Here is a 25,747-nt window from a genome sequence, read left to right as displayed (position 1 = left end):
AGCGGCGGCGGCGAGGTACCGCCGGTCGATCCCGGTACGCCGCCGCCCACCGATCCGGGCCCGCCCACCGATCCGGTCACCGAACCGGCCACCGGACCTTCGGCGCTCGAAGGCGGCTCCCAACCGGCATCGGAAGGCGTCTGAGACATGGCTGTCACCGGTCGCCGCGCCCGTAGCCGAAAGGCGGAGCGCGGCGGAGGACGCAGGCTGCCCATGCGGTACCTGCTGCCCTCACTCATCCTTCTCGCGCTGGTCGCGATGCTGATGCTGCGCGGCTATGTGCACAGCGAGATCCTCGCCGACCACCGCGTACGCCCGCCCGCCGCCACCGACCAGGTGCCCGAACGGATCCTGGACGGCGGTCCGATCATCGACGCGCGGGGCGGAACCCCGCCCAAGTCGCGGTCCATCCCGAAGCACAAGATCGTCCTCACCTTCGACGACGGTCCCGACCCGGTCTGGACCCCCAAGGTTCTCGACATCCTCAAGGAGCACCACGCGCACGCGACGTTCTTTGTCACCGGCACGATGACGTCCCGCTACCCGGGCCTGGTCAAACGGATGGTGGACGAGGGCCATGAGGTCGGCGTACACACCTTCGACCACCCCGACCTCTCGTACCAGTCCAAGGCGCGTATCGACTGGGAGCTGTCGCAGAACCAGCTCGCGCTGGCCGGCGCCGCCGGGATACGCACCTCGCTCTTCAGGCCGCCGTACTCGTCGTTCGCGGACGCCATGGACAACAAGTCGTGGCCGGTCACCGAGTACGTCGGCAGCCTCGGCTACATCACGGTCCTCGACAGCACCGACAGCGAGGACTGGAAGCGCCCCGGCGTCGCTGCGATCAACCGGAACGCCAGCCCGAAACACGGCGACGGCGCCGTCGTCCTGATGCACGACTCCGGAGGCGACCGCTCGCAGACCGTCGCCGCACTCGCGCACTTCCTGCCGAAGGAGCAGGACAAGGGGTACGAGTTCGACACCGTCAGCGAGGCGCTCGGCGCGCCCAGCGCCCATACGCCGGTCACCGGCCTGGACCGCTGGAAGGGCAAGGCCTTCGTCGGCGCCGTGGCGTTCTCCGACAATGTCACCGACGTCCTGATCGTGGGCCTGTCGGTGATCGGTGTGCTGGTCATCGTGCGCTTCGGGCTGATGCTGGTGCTGTCCTTCGCGCACGCCCGCAAGGTCCGCCGCCGCGGCTTCCGCTGGGGCGAGCGGCCCGTCACCGAGCCGGTCACCGTGCTGGTGCCCGCCTTCAACGAGCGGGAGTGCATAGCCAATACGGTCCGCTCCTTGACGGAGAGCGACCAGCGCATCGAGGTCATCGTCATCGACGACGGCTCGACCGACGGCACCGCCGGCATCGTCGAGGGGATGTGGCTGGGAGGTGTCCGCGTCGTACGCCAGGAGAACGCGGGCAAGCCCGCCGCGCTCAACAACGGCATCGCGCACGCCAGTCACGACCTGATCGTGATGATGGACGGCGACACCGTCTTCGAGGCGTCCACCGTGCGCGAACTGGTCCAGCCCTTCGCCGATCCGCGCGTCGGCGCCGTCGCCGGCAACGCGAAGGTCGGCAACCGCGACACCCTCATCGGCGCCTGGCAGCACATCGAGTACGTGATGGGTTTCAACCTCGACCGCCGGATGTACGACGTACTGGGCTGCATGCCCACCATCCCGGGGGCGGTCGGCGCCTTCCGCCGTACGGCCCTGGAGCGCGTCGGCGGGATGAGCGAGGACACCCTCGCCGAGGACACCGACATCACCATGGCCATGCACCGGGACGGCTGGCGGGTCGTCTACGCCGAGCGTGCCCGCGCCTGGACCGAGGCGCCGGAGTCCGTCCAGCAGTTGTGGTCGCAGCGCTACCGCTGGAGCTACGGCACGATGCAGGCGATCTGGAAGCACCGCCGCGCGGTCGTCGAGAGCGGGCCCTCGGGCCGCTTCGGCCGGGTGGGGCTGCCGCTGGTCTCGCTCTTCATGGTGCTGTTCCCGCTGCTGGCGCCGCTGATCGACGTGTTCCTGCTGTACGGCCTGGTCTTCGGGCCAACCGAGAGGACCGTCGTGGCGTGGCTGGGGGTCCTGCTGGTGCAGGCCGTCTGCGCCGCGTACGCCTTCCGGCTCGACGGCGAGCGCATGCTGCACCTGATCTCGCTGCCTCTTCAGCAGATCCTCTACCGGCAGCTCATGTACGTGGTGCTGCTCCAGTCCTGGATCACCGCGCTCACCGGCGGGCGGCTGCGCTGGCAGAAGCTGCGCCGTACGGGTGCGGTGGAGGCGCCGGGCTCGATCCCGGGTCCGCGCAGGGCGGCAGCCGATCGGAGGACGAGCGCGTGAGTACTCCCTTTGTGGGCGCCGACAGTGCTCCCGGGCCCGGCGTTCCCGGCCCCGACGGTCCTGGCGTCAACGGCGCGCGGCACCGGGCGGGTTCGGCGGGCGTCGGGGTGGAGTCGGGGCCCGGCACCGGGGTGGAGCAGCCGGCCGTACCCGGGGGACCCGGGCGCGACCGCTACCTCGACCTGCTCCGGGCGATCGCGCTCGTGCGGGTCGTGGTCTTCCACATCTTCGGCTGGGCCTGGCTGACGATCTTCTTCCCCTCCATGGGGGTGATGTTCGCGCTGGCGGGCTCGCTGATGGCGAGATCGCTGGCGCGGCGCGGCTCCTGGAGCGTCGTCCGGGGCCGGCTCCGCAGGCTGCTGCCGCCGATGTGGGTCTTCGGCCTGCTCGTCGTGCCGCTGATCTTCTTCACCGGATGGCAGCCGGCCAGGGACGAAGGCATCTGGGGCCTGGTCAAGCTGGCCGACTGGATCTTCCCGGTCGGCGCGCCGCCGTACCCCGACCCGAGCGGGACACTCAGCCATTTCCTGGACGAGACCTGGGCCGACCAGGCGGCAGGACCGCTCTGGTACATCCGCGCCTATCTGTGGTTCGTGCTCGCTTCGCCGCTGCTGCTCCGGGCGTTCCGCAGGGCTCCCTGGGCGACGCTGGCCTTCCCGGTCGCCCTGACGGCGGTCATCGGCACGGGCCTGCTGGAGATCCCCGGGGAGACCGGCCTGGCGCTGACCGACTTCGCGGTCTACGGGGCCTGCTGGGTGCTGGGCTTCGCGCACAACGACGGCCTGTTCAGCAAGGTTCCGCGCTACCTCACGGTCTCGCTGGCCGCGCTGGTGATGGCGTTCGGCCTGTGGTGGGCCTCGGGCCATCTCGGTTCCGAGGGCTGGAACTTCGACGAGATTCCGCTCGCGCAGGCGACCTGGTCGCTCGGCTTTGTCGCGATCCTCCTCCAGTACGCACCGTCCTGGCGGAAGCTCCCGGGAAAACTGGCCCAGTTCGACTCGCTGGTCACCCTCGCCAACAACCGCGCGGTGACGATCTATCTCTGGCACAACCTGCTGATCATGGCGACGGGCCCGATCATCGACCTGCTCTACAACGTGCCGGGGATGGACGGCTTCGACAGCGAGATCAGCGCCGCCTACTCGGCGTTGACGCTGATCCTGGTCTGGCCGCTGATCGGCCTGACGATCGTGTCGCTGGGCTGGGTGGAGGACATCGCGGCGAAACGGCGGCCGAGGCTCTGGCCGAACGGCGCGCCGGGGCGGCGCGGGACGCCGGGCCGGCGCGGGACATAGGGGAGGGGACATCAGGGCGTACGGAGGGGCAGCCGCCCGGGCGGCTGCCCCTCCCTACGCGCCTCGCTGCCGAAAGGTCCTCAGCGATCAGTGGGGTTGACGAATCGGAAGACTCCTGCCGCCGCCGCGCCTCCCAGCAGTGTGGCGACGAGATAGGTTCCGATCGATCCCCAGGCGAGCGAGTGGGACAGGGCACCGGCCAGCACGACCGCCGGGTTGAAGGCTCCGCCCGTGATCGGGCCGACGACCACGGCGCCGACCGTGACCGTCAGGCCGATGGCCAGCCCGTAGAAGCTGTTGTCCGGATGGCTCTTGCTGGTCGCGACGTTGAGCACGACATAGGCAAGGGCGAAGGTGAACAGCAGTTCGGCCGCGAGGATCTGGAGCGTGGGCGCGGCGAGAGGTTTGCCGCCGTCCGGCAGTCCGCCGGTGACGACGGACGCCAGGCCCACCCCCGCGAGACCGCCCAGCAGTTGGACCACGACGTACTGGGCCGCCCTCACCGGGGACAGCCGACCGCGCAGCCATACGGCGACAGTCACCGCCGGGTTGTAGTGGGCTCCCGATATATGTCCCCCCGCGAAGACCATCGCGGCCAGCACGCCACCGATCGCCAGCGGGGCCAGCGGCGCTTTCACGGCGCCCGCCGTGGTGATCACCAGGACCAGGAAGAGCGTTCCGACGAATTCAGTGAGGGGCGCGCGTAATTGGTCCCACACCGGAACGGGGCCGCCGGTGGCTGCGGAACCGTCCGGCCTGGCGGCGCCGGATGCGGTCAACTCGGCCTGGGTGGCCGGTACTTGGGTCACGGGAATCTCCTTGGGGCGCGGGTGTTCCTTTGCGCAGTTATACGGGGGGAATTCCCTCGAACACTCAATAAAGAAATGACGAAACGGGGACGTGCGTCCGCTCGCCGGTGTCCGGCTCCCGGTCGGGGAGCGGCGGCTCCCGCCGTACGGGACGCCTTCAAACAGGATCCATGTGAAAAACGGCGTCAACTCTGTGGCATGGCATCGGAAATGTGGGTCGAACGGGGAGGAAGGTGACCGGGTTGACCTTGACCTGCTTCTTGCCCGAAGTCACTGGCGCCGGGTAACTCCTGCTGCTACACGCCCTTGTGGCGTACAAGTTCTACGTGATACTCACTGTGTGATTCCCACATGATCTGACGTTAAAAACGCGTGGAAACCGCCTCGGGACCGGCGGGATCCACGCCCGACGAACGGACCAGTAGTCATGAGAACCAGCAGTGAGGCCGGCCTCGCCGGAGGAATCGGAAGACGGGCGGTGCTGGGCGCGTCAGGGACCGTCGCACTCGCCGTGGCCGCCGGCACCCTCTCGGCGGGCCGGGCACGGGCCGACGAGCGCTTCAGCGACAACCCCTTCACGCTCGGAGTCGCGTCCGGTGACCCATGGCCGGACGGCTTCGTCCTGTGGACCCGCCTCGCACCGCACCCGCTCGCCCCCGACGGCTTCGGCGGCATGCCGTCGCACTCGGTCGACGTTCGCTGGGAGATCGCCACGGACGACCGCTTCCGCAAGGTCGTACGCCGGGGGAAGACCCGCGCCGTCGCCGAACTCGCGCACTCCGTCCATGTCGAGGTGTCCGGGCTGCTGCCGGGCCGGGAGTACTTCTACCGGTTCCGCGCGGGCAACGCGCTCAGCCCCACCGGACGTACCCGCACAGCGCCCTCGCCGCGCAGCCGCCCCAAGGACCTGAAATTCGCCTTCGTCTCCTGCCAGGCGTGGTTCGAGGGCTTCTACACCGCCTACCGGCACCTGTCCGAGGAGGACGTCGACCTCGTCCTGCATGTCGGCGACTACATCTACGAGAACCCCATCGACGCGATGGGCGGCGTACGGAACACCCCGGTGGCCGCCGAGTTGCGGCCCGAGCCGATGAACCTCACCCAGTACCGCAACCGTTACGCCCTCCACCACTACGACGACGACCTCATCGCCGCCCACCAGGCGCACCCGTTCGCCGTCGTGTGGGACGACCACGAGGTCGAGGACAACTGGGCGGGCGACATCTCCGTCGTCGACAACGAGCCCGACCAGGACCCCGCGGTCTTCCGCAAGCGCGCCGCCTCGTCCTTCCAGGCGTACTACGAGCACCTGCCGCTGCGGCTGCCCCAGAAGCCCCGGGGCTTCGACGCCCGGCTCTACCGCAGCCTGCGCTACGGCGAGGTGGCCACCTTCCACATCCTCGACACCCGCCTCTTCCGCGACGACCAGCCCTGCGGGGACGGCACCAAGAGCGGCTGCGCCGAACGGCTCGACCCGGACCGCACGATGCTCGGGGCCGAACAGGAGCAGTGGCTCTACAACAGCCTCGGCCGCTCCGACGCGACCTGGAACGTCATCCCCCAGCAGATCGCCATGAACCAGGTCGACACCGACCCCGGCCCGGGACAGTCCTTCGTGATGGACTTCTGGGACGGCTACGTGAGTTCACGCAAGAAGCTGTTCGACCAGATCATCGCCAGGAACGTGAGCAATCCCGTCGTCGTGACCGGCGACATGCACCGCCACCTCGCCGCCGACCTCAAACAGGACTTCGACGACCCCGACTCGCCCACGATCGGCGTCGAGTTCGTCGGCACCTCCATCTCCACCAAGATGGACGGCATGGACCTCGACCCCTCGGGGGCCAACCTCCTCGCCGCGAACACGCACATCAAGTTCACCAACTACCAGCGCGGATACGTCCGGTGCGAACTCACCCCGGACACCTGCCGCGCCGACTTCCGGGTCCTCCCGTACGTCACCACACCAGGCGCTCCCGTCACCACCCGCGCCTCCTTCGTCACGGAGTCGGGCCGGCCGGGACTGCACCCGGCCTGAGCCGGGACAGCCCCTGAGCCCGGACAGTTCCTAAGCGCCGAGGCGCCGCTCCAGCCGGTTGAACCGCTGGAGCGTGCGCCGGTTCAGCCACACCAGCCAGCCGATGAAGACCACGGCGCCGGCCGCGGTGAGAGCCCCCTTGGTGTTCTCACCGGCCACGAACCACAGCACCGCCGATCCGACGCCGATCACGCCGAGGAGGGGGAAGGCCCACAGCCGGCCACGCGTGAGCTTCAGCTTGCGGCGCCGTACCAACTGCGCCATGGCCTGTCGCTCGGCGGCGTCCTCGGGAATGTCCTCGTGGCGTATGCGCCGCTCCAGCCCAGCCATCCGCGCGGGCTCCACACCGGCCGTGCGGGCGTCGTGCCTGCGTCGCCGGTTCGTCCACCAGGTGATCCACGCCGCGTACACGACTCCTCCGACCAGCGCTCCCGGCCAGGAGGACAGGCCGTTGACGGCCAGCCGGACCCCGACCCACAACACCAGCGCCACGGTGGCCACCACCCACCAGCGGTCGCGCTTGCGCTCCCGCGTCCCTCCGCCCGACCCGGCCGTGTCACCGCTCCCGGCCGTCCCCGCCGTGCTCCCCGTTTCCGCGGTCATCGCCCTGCCCTCCGGCCCGGGGGTGCGTCCGTCGCTCCCCGTCGTGCTCCGGTTACCCCGCTTCATCGTGCTGATGTGCCACCGCCGTTGAGCGGCGCCTGCCATGCCCTGACCTGGGCGGTATACCTTCGGAAGGGAGCGGCGGGGGCCGTCGCTCGATCGATCCCCGCGCTACACGGCGGCGTACGGCACGTACGAAGCAGCGGACAACAGAGTCGGGACGGGACAGCCATGCACGACCAACCACCCGGACCCCTCGCGGGCTTCACCGTCGGCGTCACCGCCGCCCGGCGCGCCGACGAACTGGGCGCACTCATCGAGCGCCGGGGCGGAGTCGTCCTGCACGCGCCCGCCCTGCGGACCATGCCGCTCGCCGACGACGCCGAACTGCTCGCCGCCACCAGGGAACTGATCGCCACCCCGCCCGACGTGGTCATCGCGACCACCGCCATCGGCTTCCGGGGCTGGATCGAGGCCGCCGGAGGCTGGGGCCACGGTGAGGCACTCCTCACCTGCCTGCGCGGCGTCGAACTGCTGGCGCGCGGGCCCAAGGTGAAGGGCGCCATCCGCGCCGCCGGGCTCACCGAGGCCTGGTCACCGGCGTCCGAGTCGATGGCCGAGGTCCTCGACCGGCTGCTCGGCGAGGGCGTCGAGCAGCGCAGGATCGCGCTGCAACTGCACGGCGAGCCGCTGCCCGACTTCGTCGGGGCGCTCGAACAGGGCGGCGCCGACGTCGTGGTCGTCCCCGTCTACCGCTGGATGCCGCCCGAGGACTTCGCACCGGTCGACCGCCTGATCGAGGCGACCGTGGCGCGCTCCCTCGACGCCGTGAGCTTCACCAGCGCCCCGGCCGCCGCCTCGCTGCTCTCCCGCGCCGAGCACCGGGGCCAGTTGGCCGAGCTGGTCGACGCCCTCCGGCACGACGTACTGGCGGCCTGCGTGGGACCCGTGACGGCGGGGCCCCTCCAGGCGCGCGGCATCGACACCGTCCAGCCGGAGCGCTTCCGGCTCGGCCCGCTCGTCCAGGCCATCTGCGCCGAGCTGCCGGCGCGCGCCGGGACGCTGCCGCTCGCCGGCCGCCGGGTGGAGATACGCGGGCACGCCGTGCTGGTCGACGGCGAGCTGAGGCCCGTACCACCGGCGGGAATGACACTGCTGCGGGCGCTGGCCAGGCGGCCGGGGTGGGTGGTGGCGCGGGCCGAACTGCTGCGGGCGCTGCCGGGCGCCGGGCGCGACGAGCACGCGGTGGAGACGGCGATGGCCCGGCTGCGGACCGCGCTGGGCACGCCCGAGCTGATCCAGACCGTCGTCAAGCGCGGCTACCGGCTGGCGCTCGACCCGGCGGCCGACTCCCCGTACGGGGACGGCTGACCGGCGTACACGGCCGGGGATCGGCAGCGGATCGACGCCGGATCGCGCCGGACCGGCCGGGGCGCGCGGTTACCGTACCCGGATGGCTGACCACTCCTCCCCGTACCGCTCCTCCCCGCGCCTGCGGCCCGCGCGACCGGACGACGCCGAGCCCCTCGCCGAGGCCCTGATACGCAACCGCGACCACATGCGTCCCTGGGAACCCCGCCGCCCCGACGACTTCTACACACCTCAGGCGCAGGCCGAGCGCCTCGCCAACCCCGCCGCCCGCGTCTGGCACCTCACCGACGGCGGGCGTGTCGTCGGGGCCTTCACCCTCTCCGGCATCGCGCTCGGCCCGTTCCGCAGCGCGAGCCTCGGCTACTGGGTCGACAGCGAGTACACCGGACGCGGCCTCGCCACCCGCTCGGTCGGCGAGGTCTGCGCCGCCGCCCGCGACGATCTGGGGCTGCACCGCGTCGAGGCCGCGACCGTGCTCGTCAACGCGGCGTCGCAGCGCGTCCTGACCAGAAGCGGCTTCGAGCGGATCGGGACGGCCCCCCGCTACCTCCACATCGACGGCACCTGGCGCGACCACCACCTGTTCCAGCGGATCCTGCACGACGGCCCGCCCGACCCGGCGGCGTGACCGCCGTCCTGACCTGGCAAGCTGGTCGGGTGCGCTGATCCAGGCGGACTGATCCGGTACCTCAGGTTGATTCCAAACTTTTTTCCCGGCTCATTGAGTGGATATTGGCGAGCTTCCGTAGTGAAGAAGGAGAAGCAGCCATACAGGTCTCGACCGGGGAGGTTCAGGTGCGCGAGGATGCCGCCGTGGCCGATGACCGTTCGCAACGGGCAGGACACCCGAGTGAGGATCCGCGCACCGACCTCTCCGTCCCCGACGAAGAGCTGATGCGTGCCCTCTACCGGGAACACGCCGGACCGTTGCTCGCCTACGTACTACGTCTTGTGTCCGGTGACCGACAGCGGGCCGAGGACGTCGTACAGGAAACGCTCATCCGCGCCTGGAAGAACGCCGGCCAGCTCAACCGGGCCACCGGCTCTGTACGACCCTGGCTGGTGACGGTAGCCCGACGTATCGTCATCGACGGCCACCGCAGCCGGCAGGCCCGGCCGCAGGAGGTCGATCCGTCACCGCTGGAGGTCATGCCCGCGGAGGACGAGATCGACAAGGCGTTGTGGCTGATGACGCTCTCTGATGCGCTCGAGGATTTGACCCCTGCCCACCGGGAAGTACTCGTCGAGACGTACTTCAAGGGACGTACGGTCAACGAAGCGGCGGAGACGCTCGGCATACCCAGCGGGACAGTGCGGTCACGGGTTTTCTACGCACTGCGTTCCATGAAGCTCGCGCTGGAGGAGAGGGGGGTCTCTGCATGAGTACGCACGAGCAGTACGGCAGTTCCGGTGGTCCGGGCGGCCCCGGCGGCTCCAGCGGCCCCGGTGGTCCGAGCGGACCCGGCAGGCCCGGCGGACCGGGCGGACCCAGCGATTCCGGCGGCGAGGGCACGGTGCACGACGCCGCGGGCGCGTACGTCCTCGGCATTCTCGACGAGGCCGAAGCCACGGCGTTCGAGGAGCACCTCGCCGAATGCGACATCTGTGCGATCCACCTGGAGGAGTTCTCCGGAATGGAGCCGATGCTCGCGATGCTGGCGGACGGCGCCGACCTCTTCGCACCACCCGCCTCGTCCACCCCGTCGGCGCCACCGGTGGTGCCCGCCCCGCGCCGTCTGAGCGCCGCGCCGCCGCCCGAAGGACCCTCCCCGGCACCGCCCCCGGCGGTGTCCGTACAGCCGAGCCCGGGGCTTCTCGACCGGCTGGTCGACGAGGTCGCGGTCAAGCGCGCCAAGCGCAAGCGCCGTGGCATCTATCTGGTCGCCGCTGCCGCCGCCCTGATCATCGGAGGTCCGACGGTCGCGGTCGTCGCCACGTCCGACGACAGTCCGGCGAGCAACCAGGCGATCAGCGTGCCGACGGACGACGCGTACCTGGACCACATGAAGCAGAAGTTCAGCGCGACGGACGCGGTCACGAAGGTCAGTGCGACCGTGGGTGTCGAGTCCAAGGGCTGGGGTACGAACGCGGTCCTGGAGCTGAGCAACGTCAAGGGTCCGCTCAAGTGCGAGCTGGTCGCCGTCTCCAAGACGGGTGACGAGCAGGTACTGAGCTCGTGGGCGGTGCCGGCCTGGGGGTACGGCATCACCGACAGCCCGCACGACGTGGCGAGGAAGCCGCTGTACGTCCACGGCGGCGCGGCCCTCGCGCCGTCGGACATCGATCACTTCGAGGTCCGTACGTTCGACGGCAAGCCACTGGTGAAAGTCGACGCCTGACATACCCGCCCCCTTCGCGTACGGTTGACGGCTGCCCGATGCACGTCACGAAGGGGGCCCCGGTGGCCGCGCAGGATGCCGCTGTTCAATCCGCTGGACCCGCCCTCGATCCCGGGCGCGGGACGGAGAACGACTCCGTACGCGCCCGTGAGATCGGCGTCGAACAGCTCCATCTGGACCAGGTGTACCGCCGCCTCGAGGAGAAGATCCACGAGGCGGAGTTCCTGATGAACGACGCCGCCAAACGGGGGCAGGTCGGCACGCCGGGCGCGCTCGCCGAGCGGGACGCCCAGGTCTTCAGGGCCGGCATCCACCTCAACCGGCTCAACAACGAGTTCGAGGATTTCCTCTTCGGCCGTATCGACCTGCTTCCCGGCAAGGACGGCAAGAAGGGCGCCGACGGCGCCTTCACCTCCGTCGAGCCGGACGACGACGCCGTACGCCCCGACAACACGGCCGACATCGCCGAGACGCTCCACATCGGCCGGATCGGCGTCCTGGACTCCACCTACTCGCCGCTGGTCATCGACTGGCGCGCGCCGGCGGCAGCGCCGTTCTACCGGGCGACGCCCGTCGACCCCGGCAGGGTCGTACGGCGCCGGGTCATCCGCTCCAAGGGCCGCAGGGTCCTCGGGGTCGAGGACGACCTGATGCGCCCCGAGGTGACGGCGACGCTCGACGGCGTCCCGCTGGCGGTCCTCGGCGACGGCGCGCTGATGGCGGCGCTCGGGCAGGCCCGCAGCCACACCATGCGGGACATCGTCTCGTCCATCCAGGCCGAGCAGGACATGGTCATCAGGGCGCCCGCGGCCTCCGTCACCGAGGTGGCCGGCGGTCCCGGCACCGGCAAGACCGCCGTCGCGCTGCACCGCGCCGCCTACCTGCTCTACCAGGACCGGCGCCGCTACGCGGGCGGCATCCTGGTCGTCTCGCCGACGCCGCTGCTCGTCGCGTACACCGAGGGCGTGCTGCCCTCGCTGGGCGAGGAGGGCCAGGTCGCGATCCGCGCGGTCGGCTCGCTGGTGGACGGCGCGGAGGCCACCGCGTACGACGAGCCGGCCGTCTCCCGGGTCAAGGGCTCGGCCCGGATGCTGAAAGTGCTGCGCAATGCCTCCAGGGGCGCTCTGGAGGCTTCGGCGGGCTCCGGTGGCCCCGGTGGCTCAGGGAGGCGGGGCAGGCGCCGTGGCGGCGCCCAGGCGGTCAGGACGGGGCAGCTCTCGTTCGGCGGTGAGAACGGCGCTGACCTCGGCGGGGACCACACGGCGGGTACCGGGGACGGCGCCCGCGCCACCGCGCCCGCGCCCTCGCCCGCCGACCGCCTCCGGGTCGTCGCTTTCGGCCGCCGACTGGAGCTGGAGGCCGACGAGCTGAACCGCATCAGGCAGTCCGTGCTCAGCGGCACCGCCCCCGTCAACCTGCTGCGCCCGCGCGCCCGCAGGCTGCTCCTGGACGCGCTGTGGGCGCGGTCCGGCTCAGCGGCGCGAGCCGGGGAGTACGTGTCGAGGGGCGACGCGGAACTGGCCGCCGAGCTGCGCGGCGGCTTCGACGAGGACGTCACGTCCGAGGACAGCTTCATCGAGTTCCTGGACGCCTGGTGGCCCGAGCTGACCCCGCGCGGGGTGCTCGCTGCCATGGGCGACGAGCGGCGCCTCGGCCGCTGGGCGCGCCGCATCCTCAACCAGGGCGAGATCCGCCGCCTGGCGCGCTCGCTGGCCCGGCTCGGCCCCGAGGGCAAGGGACCGCTCTCCGTGCACGACGTGGCGCTCCTGGACGAGCTGGAGAACCTGCTCGGCTCACCGCCGCGCCCCAAGCGGCGGCGCGACCTGGACCCGCTCGACCAGCTCACCGGACTCGACGAACTGATGCCGCAGCGCGAGGAGTCGCAGCGCGAGCGCGCCGAACGCCTTGCGGCGGAGCGTACGGAGTACGCGCACGTCATCGTCGACGAGGCGCAGGACCTCACCCCCATGCAGTGGCGGATGGTCGGCAGGCGGGGCAGGCAGGCCACCTGGACGGTGGTCGGCGACGCCGCGCAGTCGTCCTGGACGGACCCGGACGAGGCCGCGGAGGCGCGCGACGAGGCGCTCGGCAACCGCCCGCGCCGCCGCTTCACCCTGACCGTCAACTACCGCAACCCGGCGGAGATCGCGGACCTCGCGGCGAAGGTGCTGGCGATCGCCATGCCCGGGATGGAGTCGCCCTCGGCAGTGCGTTCCACCGGCGTACGCCCCCGCTTCAGCGTCGTGCGGGACGGCGATCTCGGCGCCGCCGTACGGTCCGAGGCCGCGCGGCTGCTCGACCGGGTGGACGGCACGATCGGCGTCGTCGTCGCGATGAACAGGCGTGAGCAGGCGGCCCGCTGGCTCGCCGGACTCGGCGACCGGGTGGTCGCGCTGGGCAGCCTGGAGGCGAAGGGCCTGGAGTACGACGCGACGGTGGTCGTCTCTCCCGCCGAGATCGCCGACGAGTCCCCGGCCGGATTGCGGGTGCTGTACGTGGCGCTGACCCGCGCGACCCAGCAGCTCACGGTGGTCTCGGGGGCCCGCGACGAGCCCGACTCCGAAGGGGTGCCGGACCTCCTGAGGGATTGACCACAAGTCAACACGCGGTGGAGGAATCACTTTCCGGAGTGGTTTGTTAGCCTGGAGGCGGCACCGACCCGATCCAAGCCCCCGGGCCCAACCTTCGTCGCCTAGAGCGACCTCTTGCCGCGAGGCGAGCATGGCGGGTCGGTGCCGCCTTTTCTTTGTTTTTTCCGTCGAGTCTGTCGAGTTTCGCGTCGACTTCTCGTCAACTTCACGTCGGCAGGCCGTCACCAGCAGTTGGTGGGGGCCTGTTTTCGTTGGTTCCGCCGCTGTTACGCTCCTCTCGCATGGTGGAAAACACTTTCCGATGCTTTCCCTAAGCGGGGGCCTTTACCTGCTACCCGCTGGTAGGTGCGACCATCGGAAAGCATCACTGGGCCAGCAGGCCCAAGGGTGCGGCAATGAGGCTCAGGGAAAGCAGAGGAACCGGTCATGGCAACGGCGCCAAGCGTCTCGTACTCGATGACGGTCAGGCTGGAGGTGCCGGCGAGTGGCACCGCGGTGTCCCAACTGACCACGGCTGTGGAGTCCTCCGGCGGCTCCGTGATCGGCCTGGACGTAACGGCTTCCGGCCACGAGAAGCTCCGGATCGACGTCACCATCGCCGCGACATCCACCGCGCACGCGGATCAGATCGTCGGCCAGTTGCGCGCCATCGTGGGCGTCGACATCGACAAGGTGTCGGACCGTACGTTCCTGATGCACCTCGGCGGCAAGATCGAGATGCAGTCGAAACACCCCATCCGCAACCGTGACGATCTCTCGATGATCTACACGCCGGGGGTGGCCCGGGTCTGCATGGCGATCGCCAAGAACCCCGAGGACGCCCGCCGGCTGACCATCAAGCGCAACTCGGTCGCCGTCGTCACCGACGGCTCGGCCGTGCTGGGCCTCGGCAACATCGGCCCCAAGGCCGCGCTGCCCGTCATGGAGGGCAAGGCGGCCCTCTTCAAGCGCTTCGCCGGCATCGACGCCTGGCCGCTCTGCCTGGACACCCAGGACACCGACGCCATCGTGGAGATCGTCAAGGCGATCGCCCCCGGCTTCGCCGGCATCAACCTGGAAGACATCTCGGCGCCCCGCTGCTTCGAGATCGAGGCCCGGCTGCGCGAGGCCCTGGACATCCCGGTCTTCCACGACGACCAGCACGGCACCGCGATCGTCGTGCTGGCCGCGCTCACCAACGCCCTGCGCGTGGTCGGCAAGGAGGTCGGCGACGTCCGCGTCGTCATGTCGGGCGCCGGAGCCGCCGGTACGGCCATCCTGAAGCTGCTGATCGCCTCCGGCGTGAAGTATGCGGTCGTCGCCGACATCCACGGCGTCGTGCACGCGGGCCGCGAGGACCTCGTGGAGGCCGCCCCGGAGTCCCCGCTGCGCTGGATCGCCGACAACACCAACCCCGAGGGCGTCACGGGCACCCTCAAGGAGGCCGTGGTCGGCGCGGACGTCTTCATCGGCGTCTCGGCCCCGAACGTGCTGGACGGCGACGACGTCGCCGCCATGGCCGACAAGGCGATCGTCTTCGCGCTGGCGAACCCGGACCCCGAGGTCGACCCCGCCATCGCCCGCGAGACGGCCGCCGTGGTCGCCACAGGGCGCTCGGACTTCCCGAACCAGATCAACAACGTGCTGGTCTTCCCCGGCGTCTTCAGGGGCCTGCTGGACGCCCAGTCCCGCACGGTCAACACGGAGATGATGCTGGCGGCGGCCGAGGCCCTCGCCGACGTCGTCACCAGGGACGAGCTGAACCCGAACTACATCGTGCCCTCGGTCTTCAACGACAAGGTCGCCGGAGCGGTCGCCGGGGCCGTACGGGACGCGGCCAAGGCCGCCGGTGTCACTGTGACGGCCCCCACGTCCGCATGACCTCCGGCGCGTCGCGATTCGCGGCGCCGCGAGGCCCCATCTAGGGTGGCGGACCATGAGCCCCCGCTGCTAGAGCGAGGTTTTTCAGGGCCTCCAGGGGGTTCAGGGCTCCCAGGCTCCAAGGAGTCTCCACAGGGTCCACGGAACGTCACGACGACGAGGCAGTGGCGCTTTTCGTGTGACTCCGGAGGGTGCCGGATTGGCTTTCCCGCCGCTGGTGGGGGCAGGATGCGTATTCGGGCGCGAGGGTCTGTCAGCAGACCCGGGTCCGGGGACTGTCCGAGGGCCCTGGCAGCATCGGCTTCGATCTCACGCCTTACAGGCAAGAAGAACACGGGAGTAACAACATGAACCGCAGTGAGCTGGTGGCCGCCCTGGCCGACCGCGCCGAGGTGACTCGCAAGGACGCCGACGCCGTGCTGGCCGCTCTCGCCGAGACCGTCGGCGAGATCGTCGCCAAGGGCGACGAGAAGGTCACCATCCCCGGCTTCCTGACCTTCGAGCGCACGCACCGTGCCGCTCGTACCGCTCGTAACCCCCAGACCGGCGACCCGATCCAGATCCCGGCCGGCTACAGCGTGAAGGTCTCCGCGGGCTCCAAGCTCAAGGAAGCCGCCAAGGGCAAGTAACACCCACAGGCACAGCGCAGGGGCGGCCACCCGGACCGGGTGGCCGCCCCTGTGTCCGAGGCCCGCAGACGGCCGTACGAAGCCGTCACGAAGGCCGCACAACGGACTGACGGCCCCCCTCCCACCGGAGGGGGGCCGTTCGGTGCCCGCGTGGTGCGGCGTGCTCAGGGGTGCGTCAGGGGCGCGTGGTGCCGGTCAGACGAGCGCGCCGTTCGGCAGCTCGACCTTCGCGCCCAGCTCGATCAGCTTCTCCATGAAGTTCTCGTAGCCCCGGTTGATCAGGTCGATGCCGTGCACACGAGAGGTGCCCTGCGCCGCCAGCGCGGCGATCAGGTACGAGAAGCCGCCGCGCAGGTCGGGGATGACCAGATCGGCGCCCTGGAGCTTCGTGGGGCCCGATACGACCGCCGAGTGCAGGAAGTTCCGCTGCCCGAACCGGCAGTCCGAGCCGCCCAGGCACTCCCGGTAGAGCTGGATGTGTGCACCCATCTGGTTGAGTGCGGAGGTGAATCCGAGCCGCGACTCGTACACCGTCTCGTGGACGATGGACAGCCCCGAGGCCTGCGTCAGCGCCACCACCAGCGGCTGCTGCCAGTCGGTCTGGAAACCGGGGTGTACGTCGGTCTCCAGCGCGATCGCGTTCAGCGAGCCGCCCGGGTGCCAGAAGCGGATGCCCTGGTCGTCGATCTGGAAGGCGCCGCCGACCTTGCGGTAGGTGTTGAGGAAGGTCATCATCGACCGCTGCTGCGCGCCGCGTACGTAGATGTCCCCCTCGGTCGCCAGCGCCGCGGACGCCCAGGAGGCGGCTTCGAGGCGGTCGGGAATGGCTCTGTGCGTATAGCCGTCGAGCTGGTCGACACCGGTGATCCGGATGGTCCGGTCGGTGTCCATGGAGATGATCGCGCCCATCTTCTGCAGTACGCAGATGAGGTCCTCGATCTCCGGCTCCACCGCCGCGTTCGACAGCTCGGTGACGCCCTCGGCCAGCACGGCCGTCAGCAGCACCTGCTCCGTCGAGCCCACCGACGGGTACGGCAGCGTGATCTTCGTGCCGCGCAGCCGCTGCGGGGCCTCCAGGTACTGGCCGTCGGCCCGCTTCTCGATGGTAGCGCCGAACCTGCGCAGCACGTCGAAGTGGAAGTCGATCGGCCGGCCGCCGATGTCACAGCCGCCGAGGCCCGGGATGAACGCGTGGCCGAGCCGGTGCAGCAGCGGGCCGCAGAACAGGATCGGGATGCGCGAGGAGCCCGCGTGGGCGTCGATGTCGGCCACATTGGCGCTCTCGACGTGCGTCGGGTCGAGGATCAGCTCGCCCGGTTCGTCGCCGGGGAGGACGGTCACCCCGTGGAGCTGGAGCAGTCCCCGTACGACCCGCACGTCGCGGATGTCCGGCACATTGCGCAGCCGGCTGGGACCACTCCCGAGAAGCGCGGCGACCATGGCCTTGGGCACCAGGTTCTTCGCGCCGCGGACGCGGATCTCGCCCTCCAGCGGGGTTCCACCGTGGACAAGCATTACATCGTCTTTGACGGTCATGAATCTCGCGTTCCGGAGTGGGCGGGCGGGTGGCCAAACAAAAGGGTAAGGGGCGCAAGGGCCCTGTAAGTAAGGCTGCGACGGCATCGGACGCGTAATGAATTGGGCATAATACGTTCTGTTGGCGCCGTTCGACGGAAAGTAACCATCAGTTTTCGCCAGGCCCGTGCGCTCCTGTTGCCGCGATGCGCCCTGAGCTGCATCCACACACACTCTCCCGCGCGGCCCCCGTGGAAGACGAAAATGGGGGACGATGGCTCCCATGACCGAGGTGTCCTCGCTCACAGGGCGGTTGCTCGTCGCCACACCTGCCCTGGCGGACCCGAATTTCGACCGCGCTGTCGTTCTGCTGCTCGACCACGACGCGCAGGGCACGCTCGGCGTGGTGCTCAACCGCCCCACCCCGGTGGGGGTCGGCGACATCCTGGAGCCGTGGGCCGGGCTCGCCGGCAACCCCGACGTCGTCTTCCAGGGCGGCCCCGTCTCCCTCGACTCGGCGCTCGGCCTCGCCGTCATCCCTGGGGACGAGGGGCCGCTCGGCTGGCGGCGGGTGCACGGCGCGATCGGCCTCGTCGATCTGGAGACCCCGCCGGAGCTGGTCGCCAAGGCCTTCGGCTCGCTGCGCATCTTCGCCGGGTACGCGGGCTGGGGGCCGGGGCAGCTCAAGAAGGAGCTGGACGACGGCGCGTGGTACGTGGTCGAGTCCGAGCCCGGCGACGTGTCGTCGCCGCGTCCCGAGGGGCTGTGGCGCGCGGTGCTGCGCAGGCAGCGGGGTCAGCTCGCGATGGTGGCGACCTACCCGGATGATCCCTCGCTCAACTGACGGCCGACTGACCGCTGACCGCCGGCCGACCGGCGGCGCCACTCCTCCGGCGCAGCGGACCGACGCATACGGGTGCCTCTTCGTGTGCGATTTATGCGCGATCTCCGCCCGATTTCCGCGCGATGCGTGAGCGAACGGCTGCGGAGTGCAGGGGCCCGGGGCCGCCACTCCCGTCCGGGCGTGGGTACCCTTGGCTGTTATGAGCACTCTTGAGCCCGAGCGCGGGGCAGGGACGGGCACCCTCGTGGAGCCGACACCACAGGTGTCGCACGGCGACGGCGACCACGAGCGCTTCGCCCACTACGTACAGAAGGACAAGATCATGGCGAGTGCCCTCGAGGGCACTCCCGTGGTGGCACTGTGCGGCAAGGTCTGGGTACCGGGGCGTGACCCCAAGAAGTACCCGGTCTGCCCGATGTGCAAGGAGATCTACGAGTCCATGGGCCCCGGCGGGGACAAGGACAAGGGCAAGGGCGGCAAGGACAGCAACAGCAAGAAGTAGCACCGGCCGGCCGCGGGTCCGGCCGGTACCACCAGGCCTGCCGGCTCTCCCGGCCGGCGGAACGGCCCCCGGGGCGCGCGCTCGTAGTCGCGCGCCCCGGGGGTCGTTCGCGTTGCACAGGGTGCTTCCTCTGGTCACAGATTGGTTCAGACCACTTGCTGTCATGTTCCAGGCAGCCTTAATCTCCTGCGAGTTGTGCAGCACGAAACGTCCGTTGCGCATGCTGCAACGCAGACCCGTAGGGATCCGGAATGAAGCTGTCTGCCCGAATAGCCGCCCCGGCCGCGGCACTTGTGCTCGCCGCGCTCACCGCCACCGCCTGCGCCCCCCAGACCTCCGACACCGGCGCGGTGAAGGACGAGAAGAGCGGCACGCTGCGCGTGTGGCTCTTCCAGGAGGTCAACAACAAGCCCAAGCAGCAGGTCATCGACGCGGCGACCGCCACGTTCCGCGCGGCGCACAAGGGCACCAAGGTCGAGATCGAGTACATCCCGGTGGAGACCAGGGCCGAGCGCATCAAGGCCGCGTTCAACGACCCGAAGAGCGCTCCGGACCTGATCGAGTACGGCAACACCGACACCGCCGGGTACGTCAAGGACGGCGGACTCGCCGACGTCACCGCCGAGTTCAACGCCTGGGACGAGGCCAAGGACACCAATCCGACAGCCAAGCAGTCCGTCACGGTCGGCGGCAAGATCTACGGAGCCCCGCTCTTCGTCGGCGTCCGGGCCCTCTACTACCGCACGGACGTCCTGAAGGACCTGGGCCTCGCCGCCCCCAAGTCCCAGGCGGAGCTGATATCCACCGCCAAGAAGATCCACAAGGCCAAGCCGGACCTGTACGGCCTCGCGGTCGGCGGCGCCTACACGTACGGCGCGCTGCCGTTCCTCTGGGCCAACGGCGGTGAACTCACCGCGGGGGACGACGCCCCGTTCAAGGCCGCCGTCAACACGCCCGCCGCCCGCAAGGGCATCGAGGCGTACACCTCCCTCTTCGGCGACGACAACTGTCCGGCCGCCAAGTGCGCCTCCATGGGCGGCAACGCCACCGTCACCGCCTTCGCCGGCGGCAAGGCGGCCATGGCCATCGGCGGTGACTTCAACCACCAGGCCGTGGAGGCCGGTTCGGTCAAGGGGAAGTACGCGGTCGTGCCGCTGCCGGGCCTCAAGGCCGGCTCCATCGCGCCCGCCTTCGCCGGCGGCAACAACATCGGCGTACTCAAGAGCAGCGCGCACCGCACCCTCGCCGTCGACCTGATGAAGGCGTACACCGGCAAGGAAACCCAGGGCAAGCTGTTCGACGCGATGGGCTTCCTGCCCACGTACACCGACGTGCTGGCCGACTCGGCGAAGAAGCAGCCGTTCATCACGCCCTTCGTGAAGACCCTCGGCGCCGGAGCCAAGTTCGTCCCCGCTTCACCCGGCTGGGCGCAGATCGACGCCTCGCTCGTGCTGCCGACGATGTACCAGGAGATCATCAGCGGCCGTAAGGACGTCGGCGCGGCCTCGGACGAGGCCGCCAAGAAGATGGACGCCGCCTTCACGTCCGCGGGCTGAGCACCATGACGAACCTCCTCACCGCCAAGGCGCCGGCCCGGCCCGCCCGGACCACCGCCCGGGGGCCCCGGCGGGCCGGGCAGGGCGGCTGGACGCCCTGGCTCTACCTCGCGCCCGCCCTGGTCGTCCTCGCGGCGCTGCTGGTCTACCCGATCTACCAACTCGGCCTGATCTCGTTCCTGGAGTACACCCAGGCGCAGGTCAGCGGCGGACAGCCGACCACCTTCCAGGGCTTCGGCAACTACGCCACGCTGTTCGGCGACAGCCAGTTCTGGCAGGTGCTGCTGGCGACCGTGCTCTTCGCGACCGCCTGCGTCGTCACCACGCTCGCCGTGGGCTGCGCCCTCGCCGTCCTGCTGACCCGCGTACGGGCGCTCCCGCGCCTCGCGCTGATGGCCGCCGCGCTCGGCGCCTGGGCGACTCCGGCGATCACCGGGTCCACCGTCTGGGTGTTTCTTTTCGACCCCGACTACGGCCCCGTCAACCGGGTGTTCGGGCTCGGCGACTACTCCTGGACGTACGGCCGCTTCAGCGCCTTCACGCTCGTCCTGCTCGAAGTGGTCTGGTGCTCGTTCCCGTTCGTCATGGTGACGGTCTACGCGGGCATCAGGGCGATCCCGGGCGAGGTCCTGGAGGCGGCGGCGCTCGACGGCGCCTCGCAGTGGAAGATCTGGCGGTCGGTCACAGCGCCGATGCTCCGGCCGATCCTGCTCGTCGTCACGATCCAGTCGATCATCTGGGACTTCAAGGTCTTCACCCAGATCTACGTGATGACGAACGGGGGCGGAATCGCCGGACAGAATCTCGTACTCAATGTGTACGCCTATCAGAAGGCGTTCGCCTCCTCCCAGTACAGCCTGGGCTCCGCGATCGGCGTCGTCATGCTGGTCATTCTGCTCGCCGTCTCTCTCGGCTATCTGCGGCTGCTGCGACGGCAGGGGGAAGAACTGTGAACGTGCTCCGCATCCGCCGGCCCTGGCGGCTCGCAGCCGAGGCATCCGCCCTCGTCATCGCGGTGATCGTGGCCTTCCCGCTCTACTGGATGGTGCTTTCCGCATTCAAACCGGCGAATGAGATCCAGTCGACGAAACCCCGCCCCTGGACTTTCTCGCCGTCGCTCGACTCGTTCCGCCGGGTCTTCGAACAGCAGCAATTCGGGCGGTACTTCCTCAACAGCCTGGTCGTCGCCTGCACGGTCGTGGTCATCTCCGCGCTCATCGCGTTTCTCGCCGCGACAGCGGTGACGCGATTCCGTTTCCGGTTCCGTACGACGCTGCTCATCCTTTTCCTCGTCGCGCAGATGGTGCCTGTCGAGGCGCTGACGATTCCGCTGTTCTTCCAGATGAGGGACTTCGGACTGCTCAACACCCTCGGTTCGCTGATCCTGCCGCACCTCGCTTTCTCGCTGCCCTTCGCGATCTGGATGCTGCGCGGATTCGTCAAAGCGGTGCCGGACGCGCTCGAAGAAGCCGCCTACATCGACGGCGCGAGCCGTACTCGGTTCCTCTGGCAGATCCTCTTCCCGCTGGTCTTCCCGGGACTTGTCGCGACGAGTGTCTTCTCGTTCATCTCGACCTGGAACGACTTCCTCTTCGCGAAGTCGTTCATCATCAGCGACACCTCCCAGTCGACGCTTCCCATGGCACTGCTGGTCTTCTTCAAACCCGACGACAACGACTGGGGAGGGATCATGGCGGCTTCCACCGTGATGACCGTCCCGGTCCTGGTCTTCTTCGTACTCGTACAGCGACGCCTGGTCTCCGGACTCGGCGGCGCCGTCAAGGATTAAGGACTGACGTCATGGATCTGATCCCCGACCCACGCCGGACCTGGCCGGTGAAACACGAGACGGGCGTCCACCACCTCGACGGCGAGACGCTGATCGACGCGGGCCCCGGCACTGAGGGCGTCGCCCGCTGGCTGCGTACGGCCGTCGGCGCCGCGACCGGGCTGCCGCTCGGTGACGCGGCGGGCGCCATCGGCTCCGGCGACGACGAGAACCGCGTCCTGCTGGAGATCAACCCCGCCCTGGAGAGCGAACTCGGCCCCGAGGCCTACCGGCTCACCGCCGACGGCCGCACGATCCGTATCGACGGCGGCAGCGCCGCAGGCGTCTTCTGGGGCGCGCAGACCCTCCGTCAGCTCCTCGGGCCCGACGCGTACCGCGCGGCGCCCGTGGCCCCCGGCCGCGAGTGGACCGTACCGACCGTCATCGTCGAGGACGCGCCGCGCTTCGGCTGGCGCGGCCTGATGCTCGACGTGGCACGCCACTTCATGCCCAAGGACGGGGTGCTGCGCTATCTGGATCTGCTCGCCGCGCACAAACTCAACGTCTTCCACTTCCACCTCACCGACGACCAGGGCTGGCGCGTCGAGATCAAGCGCTTCCCCAAGCTGACGGAGATCGGCGCCTGGCGCGACCGTACGAAATGGGGATTCCGCACCTCGGAGCTGTGGGACGAGAAACCGCACGGCGGTTACTACACCCAGGACGACATCCGCGAGATCGTCGCCTACGCCGCCGAACGGCATATCACCGTCGTCCCCGAAATCGACATCCCGGGCCATTCGCAGGCGGCCATCGCCGCGTACCCGGAACTCGGCAACAGCGATGTCGTCGACACGGCCGCGCTCAAAGTGTGGGACACCTGGGGCATCAACCCGAATTTGCTCGCCCCCACCGAGAACACCCTGCGCTTCTACGAAGGCGTCTTCGAGGAACTCCTCGAACTCTTCCCCGCCGCCACCTCGCCGTTCATCCATGTCGGCGGCGACGAGTGCCCCAAGGACCAGTGGCGTGAATCGCCGCTCGCCCAGGCCCGCATCGCCGAACTGGGCCTGGCCGACGAGGACGAACTCCAGTCCTGGTTCATCCGGCACTTCGACCGCTGGCTCACCGCGAGGGGCCGGCGCCTCATCGGCTGGGACGAGATCCTCGAAGGCGGCCTCGCCCCCGGCGCGACCGTCTCCTCGTGGCGCGGCTACGGCGGCGGGATCGCGGCGGCCAAGGCGGGCCACGACGTCGTCATGTGCCCCGAACAGCAGGTGTACCTGGACCACCGGCAGGCGGACGGCGACGACGAGCCGATGCCCATCGGGTACGTCAGGACCCTGGAGGACGTCTACCGCTTCGAACCCGTACCGCCGGAGCTGAGCGCCGAGGAGGCCGCCCATGTGCTCGGTACGCAGGCCAACACCTGGACGGAGGTGATGCAGGACCGTTCCCGCGTCGACTACCAGGTCTTCCCGAGGCTGGCCGCCTTCGCCGAGGTCGCATGGTCCTCCCTGCCGGCCCCCGGGGAGCGGGATTTCGCCGATTTCGAACAGCGGATGACGGAGCACTACCGGCGGCTGGACGCCCTGGGCGTCGAATACCGGCCGCCCGGCGGCCCGTTGGCCTGGCAGCGCCGTCCGGTGCCCAACGGCGACCCCGCGCGACTCGGACGTCCGATCGACGGGCCACCCCCAAACGTGTGACCGCGACGAGAGCCGACAGCCCGGGGACCCCGTCCCTGGGACTGTTGGGGCGTGAGGATAAGTCGCCCAACGCCCTCCGAAGAGTGGCATTCCGCATCTGACGGTGAAGTCATGCGAAAACGGATCTTTCCCCTGAGCGGGTACGGATCCGTCCTTCGTGGACCCACGCGTCGGCCGACCCCGAAGTTGTGCCAGAGTTGCCACGTCCGGGCTGTGAGCACGTACGGTACGGCTCACAGGCGGGAGCGCCGGGACACCGGAAAGGGGCAGCCAGGTTGAGCACGCACGCACCGCAGACGGCGCATTCCGTGACGCTGCCGACCTCGCTGAACGAGGCCGTGGCCGCACTCACCTCCATGCCGGCCGCCGTGCCCGTCGCCGGCGGAACAGACCTGATGGCTGCCGTCAACAGAGGCCTGTTGCGCCCGGCCGGGCTCGTCGGCCTCGGCCGGATCAGCGAGTTGCGCGGCTGGCACTACCAGGACGGTCATGCCCTCCTCGGGGCCGGTCTCACACATGCCCGGATGGGCAGGCCCGACTTCGCGGCCCTCATCCCCGCGCTCGCCGCGTCCGCGCGCGCGGCGGGCCCGCCCCAGATCCGAAACGCGGGAACGCTCGGCGGCAACATCGCCACGGCGGCCCCGACCGGCGACGCGCTGCCCGTACTCGCCGCCCTCGAAGCCGATCTGGTGGTGGCGGGCCCGGACGGCGCGCGCCGCGAGATCCCCGTCACGCACCTGCTCGCCGGCCGCGAGATGCTCGCGCCCGCCGAACTCATCGGTTTCGTACGCGTACCACTGCTGCACGCCCCCCAGGTCTTCCTCAAGGCCACCGGGCGGACCGGACCGGGCCGCGCCACCGCGTCCGTCGCCGTCGTGCTCGACCCGGCGCGCCGAGGCGTGCGCTGCGCGGTCGGCGCGATCGCGCCGATGCCGCTGCGCCCGCTGGAGGCGGAGCGCTGGATCGCTTCACTGATCGACTGGGACGGGGCGCGCGGACTCACCCAGGAGGCGCTGGCCGCCTTCGGCGAGTACGTGGCCGCCGCCTGCATCCCGGACCCCGCGCCGACGGCCGACGGGGGAGAGGTGCCGGTCCTGGCGCCCGCCGTACTGCATCTGCGGCGCACCGTCGCCGCGCTGGCCCGTCGGGCACTGGGGAGGGCGCTGTCGTGACCACCAACGAGAATTCCGGTCCAGGGCAGGGTCAGGGGCACGGCCAGGGTCCCGGCGACGAGCAGGGCCGCTGGCAGCCGGTCCCGCACGGCGGGGAGTACGACGCCGAGGCGACCGCCTTCGTGCAACTCCCGCCCGAGGACGTGATGGACGCGCCGCTCGCGGCGCCGGGACACGGCTACGTACCGCCGCAGATCGTGCCGCTGACGCCCGCCTCCGACCCGCAGGTCAGCAGTTGGGGCGCGATCCCGCACCAGCAGCAGCACCAGCCCGTCGCCGACGACCAGGGCGGCGTGCGGTGGCCGGAGCCGGGGGACCGGGGGCCGGGCGGACAGGACCACAGCCAGGGGCAGGGGCAGGCGTACTACGACGCGTATGTGGCCGAGCCGTGGAACTACGGGCCTGATCAGGGCCAGAGTCAGGGACAGGGGCAGGGGTTCGGCCAGGAGCACGGCCAGACTCAGGGCGGTCAGACTCTCGGCGGCCAGTCCCTGGGCGGTCAGTCCCTCGGTGGCCAGACATTGGGCGGCCAGGGCCACGGTCACTTTCCGGACGCCAACGGCGGAGCGGGAGCGGGAGCCGACACCGGCCGGCCCGGCGAGGCGTCCGCCGAACTGACCGGACAGTGGGCGATCCCGGTCGCTCCCGGGAACCTCCCCGAGGAGTCCGGCGAGTACAGCAGCGCGCTGCTGGCCTCCCCGTGGAGCGGCGGCACACCCCCGGCGACGCTGCCGGGCGGCGCGCCCGCGCCCTGGGCGACCGTGCCGGAGCCCGAACCCGAACCCGTGGCGGCCGAGCCGCCGCCC

General features: G+C 70.2%; 20 protein-coding genes and 1 pseudogene. 18 read left to right on the top strand and 3 right to left on the bottom strand.

All coding sequences use genetic code 11. The features are described 5' to 3' along the window. The first annotated feature begins 213 nt into the window (after positions 1-213). Entirely contained in the window at positions 214-2,340 is a 2,127-nt protein-coding gene (locus tag QR77_RS13140) for a polysaccharide deacetylase family protein (RefSeq protein WP_040021850.1), read from the top strand. A gap of 107 nt (positions 2,341-2,447) precedes the next feature. After that, positions 2,448-3,635 (top strand): acyltransferase, encoded by a 1,188-nt coding sequence (locus tag QR77_RS13135; protein ID WP_040027830.1) that lies wholly within the window; start codon positions 2,448-2,450, stop codon positions 3,633-3,635. A gap of 80 nt (positions 3,636-3,715) precedes the next feature. Here QR77_RS13135 and QR77_RS13130 read toward each other — a convergent pair whose 3' ends face one another. Continuing rightward, positions 3,716-4,444, bottom strand: coding sequence for an aquaporin (locus QR77_RS13130; RefSeq protein WP_201778804.1), 729 nt, complete (start codon positions 4,442-4,444; stop codon positions 3,716-3,718). 427 nt (positions 4,445-4,871) lie between these two features. Here QR77_RS13130 and QR77_RS13125 point away from each other — a divergent pair, with 427 nt between their 5' ends. Next, a complete protein-coding gene (locus tag QR77_RS13125) occupies positions 4,872-6,482 on the top strand; it encodes an alkaline phosphatase D family protein (RefSeq protein WP_052488713.1) in 1,611 nt (536 codons plus the stop codon). 30 nt (positions 6,483-6,512) lie between these two features. Here the strand turns inward: QR77_RS13125 and QR77_RS13120 are convergent, their stop codons facing one another. Then, positions 6,513-7,085 carry a hypothetical protein gene (locus QR77_RS13120; protein ID WP_078876641.1) on the bottom strand — a complete coding sequence of 191 codons (573 nt, stop codon included), beginning with the start codon at positions 7,083-7,085 and terminating at the stop codon, positions 6,513-6,515. Between the two features lie 231 nt (positions 7,086-7,316). On the opposite strand from QR77_RS13120, the gene QR77_RS13115 reads away from it, so the two are divergent. The 7 genes from QR77_RS13115 (at position 7,317) to QR77_RS13085 (ending at position 15,875) form a co-directional block, all read left to right on the top strand. Next, the gene (locus tag QR77_RS13115; RefSeq protein ID WP_040021849.1) at positions 7,317-8,456 is read left to right on the top strand and encodes a uroporphyrinogen-III synthase; all 1,140 of its coding nucleotides are present in this window, start codon (positions 7,317-7,319) and stop codon (positions 8,454-8,456) included. Between the two features lie 82 nt (positions 8,457-8,538). Continuing rightward, positions 8,539-9,084, top strand: a complete 546-nt coding sequence (locus tag QR77_RS13110) for a GNAT family protein (RefSeq protein WP_040021847.1) — start codon at positions 8,539-8,541, stop codon at positions 9,082-9,084. A 167-nt stretch (positions 9,085-9,251) separates the two neighbouring features. After that, positions 9,252-9,839 carry a sigma-70 family RNA polymerase sigma factor gene (locus tag QR77_RS13105; protein WP_040021845.1) on the top strand — a complete coding sequence of 196 codons (588 nt, stop codon included), beginning with the start codon at positions 9,252-9,254 and terminating at the stop codon, positions 9,837-9,839. Continuing rightward, complete coding sequence (locus tag QR77_RS13100; protein WP_078876640.1) at positions 9,836-10,795, top strand: zf-HC2 domain-containing protein; 960 nt, start codon at positions 9,836-9,838, stop codon at positions 10,793-10,795. The genes QR77_RS13105 and QR77_RS13100 overlap by 4 nt, the downstream gene beginning before the upstream one ends. 62 nt (positions 10,796-10,857) lie before the next feature. Beyond that, the gene (locus tag QR77_RS13095) at positions 10,858-13,386 is read left to right on the top strand and encodes a UvrD-helicase domain-containing protein (protein ID WP_236710629.1); all 2,529 of its coding nucleotides are present in this window, start codon (positions 10,858-10,860) and stop codon (positions 13,384-13,386) included. A 426-nt stretch (positions 13,387-13,812) separates the two neighbouring features. Next, complete coding sequence (locus QR77_RS13090; protein WP_040021843.1) at positions 13,813-15,246, top strand: NAD-dependent malic enzyme; 1,434 nt, start codon at positions 13,813-13,815, stop codon at positions 15,244-15,246. 347 nt (positions 15,247-15,593) lie between these two features. Next, on the top strand, positions 15,594-15,875 hold the full coding sequence (locus QR77_RS13085) for an HU family DNA-binding protein (RefSeq protein WP_003954777.1): 282 nt from the start codon (positions 15,594-15,596) through the stop codon (positions 15,873-15,875). A gap of 195 nt (positions 15,876-16,070) precedes the next feature. On the opposite strand, the gene murA is transcribed toward QR77_RS13085, so the two are convergent. Then, positions 16,071-17,411 (bottom strand): UDP-N-acetylglucosamine 1-carboxyvinyltransferase, encoded by a 1,341-nt coding sequence (murA, locus tag QR77_RS13080; protein WP_040021840.1) that lies wholly within the window; start codon positions 17,409-17,411, stop codon positions 16,071-16,073. Between the two features lie 262 nt (positions 17,412-17,673). Between murA and QR77_RS13075 the strand changes: the two genes are divergently transcribed. From QR77_RS13075 to QR77_RS46610, 8 genes and pseudogenes are all read left to right on the top strand, one after another. Beyond that, positions 17,674-18,234 (top strand): YqgE/AlgH family protein, encoded by a 561-nt coding sequence (locus tag QR77_RS13075; RefSeq protein ID WP_040021838.1) that lies wholly within the window; start codon positions 17,674-17,676, stop codon positions 18,232-18,234. Positions 18,235-18,433: 199 nt separating this feature from the next. Then, a complete protein-coding gene (locus tag QR77_RS13070; protein WP_040021836.1) occupies positions 18,434-18,736 on the top strand; it encodes a DUF3039 domain-containing protein in 303 nt (100 codons plus the stop codon). Positions 18,737-18,987: 251 nt separating this feature from the next. Then, the gene (locus tag QR77_RS13065; protein WP_040021834.1) at positions 18,988-20,292 is read left to right on the top strand and encodes an extracellular solute-binding protein; all 1,305 of its coding nucleotides are present in this window, start codon (positions 18,988-18,990) and stop codon (positions 20,290-20,292) included. A 5-nt stretch (positions 20,293-20,297) separates the two neighbouring features. After that, positions 20,298-21,245, top strand: coding sequence for a sugar ABC transporter permease (locus tag QR77_RS13060; protein WP_040021832.1), 948 nt, complete (start codon positions 20,298-20,300; stop codon positions 21,243-21,245). Next, positions 21,242-22,081, top strand: coding sequence for a carbohydrate ABC transporter permease (locus QR77_RS13055; RefSeq protein ID WP_040021830.1), 840 nt, complete (start codon positions 21,242-21,244; stop codon positions 22,079-22,081). Before QR77_RS13060 ends, QR77_RS13055 begins: the two co-directional genes overlap by 4 nt. An 11-nt stretch (positions 22,082-22,092) precedes the next feature. Continuing rightward, entirely contained in the window at positions 22,093-23,769 is a 1,677-nt protein-coding gene (locus QR77_RS13050; protein ID WP_040021828.1) for a beta-N-acetylhexosaminidase, read from the top strand. 275 nt (positions 23,770-24,044) lie between these two features. Beyond that, positions 24,045-24,941, top strand: coding sequence for an FAD binding domain-containing protein (locus QR77_RS13045; protein WP_040021827.1), 897 nt, complete (start codon positions 24,045-24,047; stop codon positions 24,939-24,941). After that, positions 24,938-25,747: pseudogene (locus QR77_RS46610) on the top strand ((2Fe-2S)-binding protein); the annotation flags it as partial. The gene QR77_RS13045 and the pseudogene QR77_RS46610, both read left to right, overlap by 4 nt.

This window comes from Streptomyces sp. 150FB (assembly GCF_000818195.1).
Lineage (GTDB): Bacteria > Actinomycetota > Actinomycetes > Streptomycetales > Streptomycetaceae > Streptomyces.
Note: the sequence above shows the minus strand (reverse complement) of the source record. Positions and strands in the feature narration are given on the sequence as shown.

What these genes read in the sequence shown, in the direction of transcription:
- QR77_RS13140 (WP_040021850.1), top strand. Translation starts at nt 214, where the DNA reads ATGCGGTACCTGCTGCCCTCACTCATCCTTCTCGCGCTGGTCGCGATG.
- QR77_RS13125 (WP_052488713.1), top strand. Translation starts at nt 4,872, where the DNA reads ATGAGAACCAGCAGTGAGGCCGGCCTCGCCGGAGGAATCGGAAGACGG.
- QR77_RS13120 (WP_078876641.1), bottom strand. Translation starts at nt 7,085, where the DNA reads ATGACCGCGGAAACGGGGAGCACGGCGGGGACGGCCGGGAGCGGTGAC.
- QR77_RS13115 (WP_040021849.1), top strand. Translation starts at nt 7,317, where the DNA reads ATGCACGACCAACCACCCGGACCCCTCGCGGGCTTCACCGTCGGCGTC.
- QR77_RS13110 (WP_040021847.1), top strand. Translation starts at nt 8,539, where the DNA reads ATGGCTGACCACTCCTCCCCGTACCGCTCCTCCCCGCGCCTGCGGCCC.
- QR77_RS13100 (WP_078876640.1), top strand. Translation starts at nt 9,836, where the DNA reads ATGAGTACGCACGAGCAGTACGGCAGTTCCGGTGGTCCGGGCGGCCCC.
- QR77_RS13090 (WP_040021843.1), top strand. Translation starts at nt 13,813, where the DNA reads ATGGCAACGGCGCCAAGCGTCTCGTACTCGATGACGGTCAGGCTGGAG.
- QR77_RS13085 (WP_003954777.1), top strand. Translation starts at nt 15,594, where the DNA reads ATGAACCGCAGTGAGCTGGTGGCCGCCCTGGCCGACCGCGCCGAGGTG.
- murA (WP_040021840.1), bottom strand. Translation starts at nt 17,411, where the DNA reads ATGACCGTCAAAGACGATGTAATGCTTGTCCACGGTGGAACCCCGCTG.
- QR77_RS13075 (WP_040021838.1), top strand. Translation starts at nt 17,674, where the DNA reads ATGACCGAGGTGTCCTCGCTCACAGGGCGGTTGCTCGTCGCCACACCT.
- QR77_RS13070 (WP_040021836.1), top strand. Translation starts at nt 18,434, where the DNA reads ATGAGCACTCTTGAGCCCGAGCGCGGGGCAGGGACGGGCACCCTCGTG.
- QR77_RS13065 (WP_040021834.1), top strand. Translation starts at nt 18,988, where the DNA reads ATGAAGCTGTCTGCCCGAATAGCCGCCCCGGCCGCGGCACTTGTGCTC.
- QR77_RS13060 (WP_040021832.1), top strand. Translation starts at nt 20,298, where the DNA reads ATGACGAACCTCCTCACCGCCAAGGCGCCGGCCCGGCCCGCCCGGACC.
- QR77_RS13050 (WP_040021828.1), top strand. Translation starts at nt 22,093, where the DNA reads ATGGATCTGATCCCCGACCCACGCCGGACCTGGCCGGTGAAACACGAG.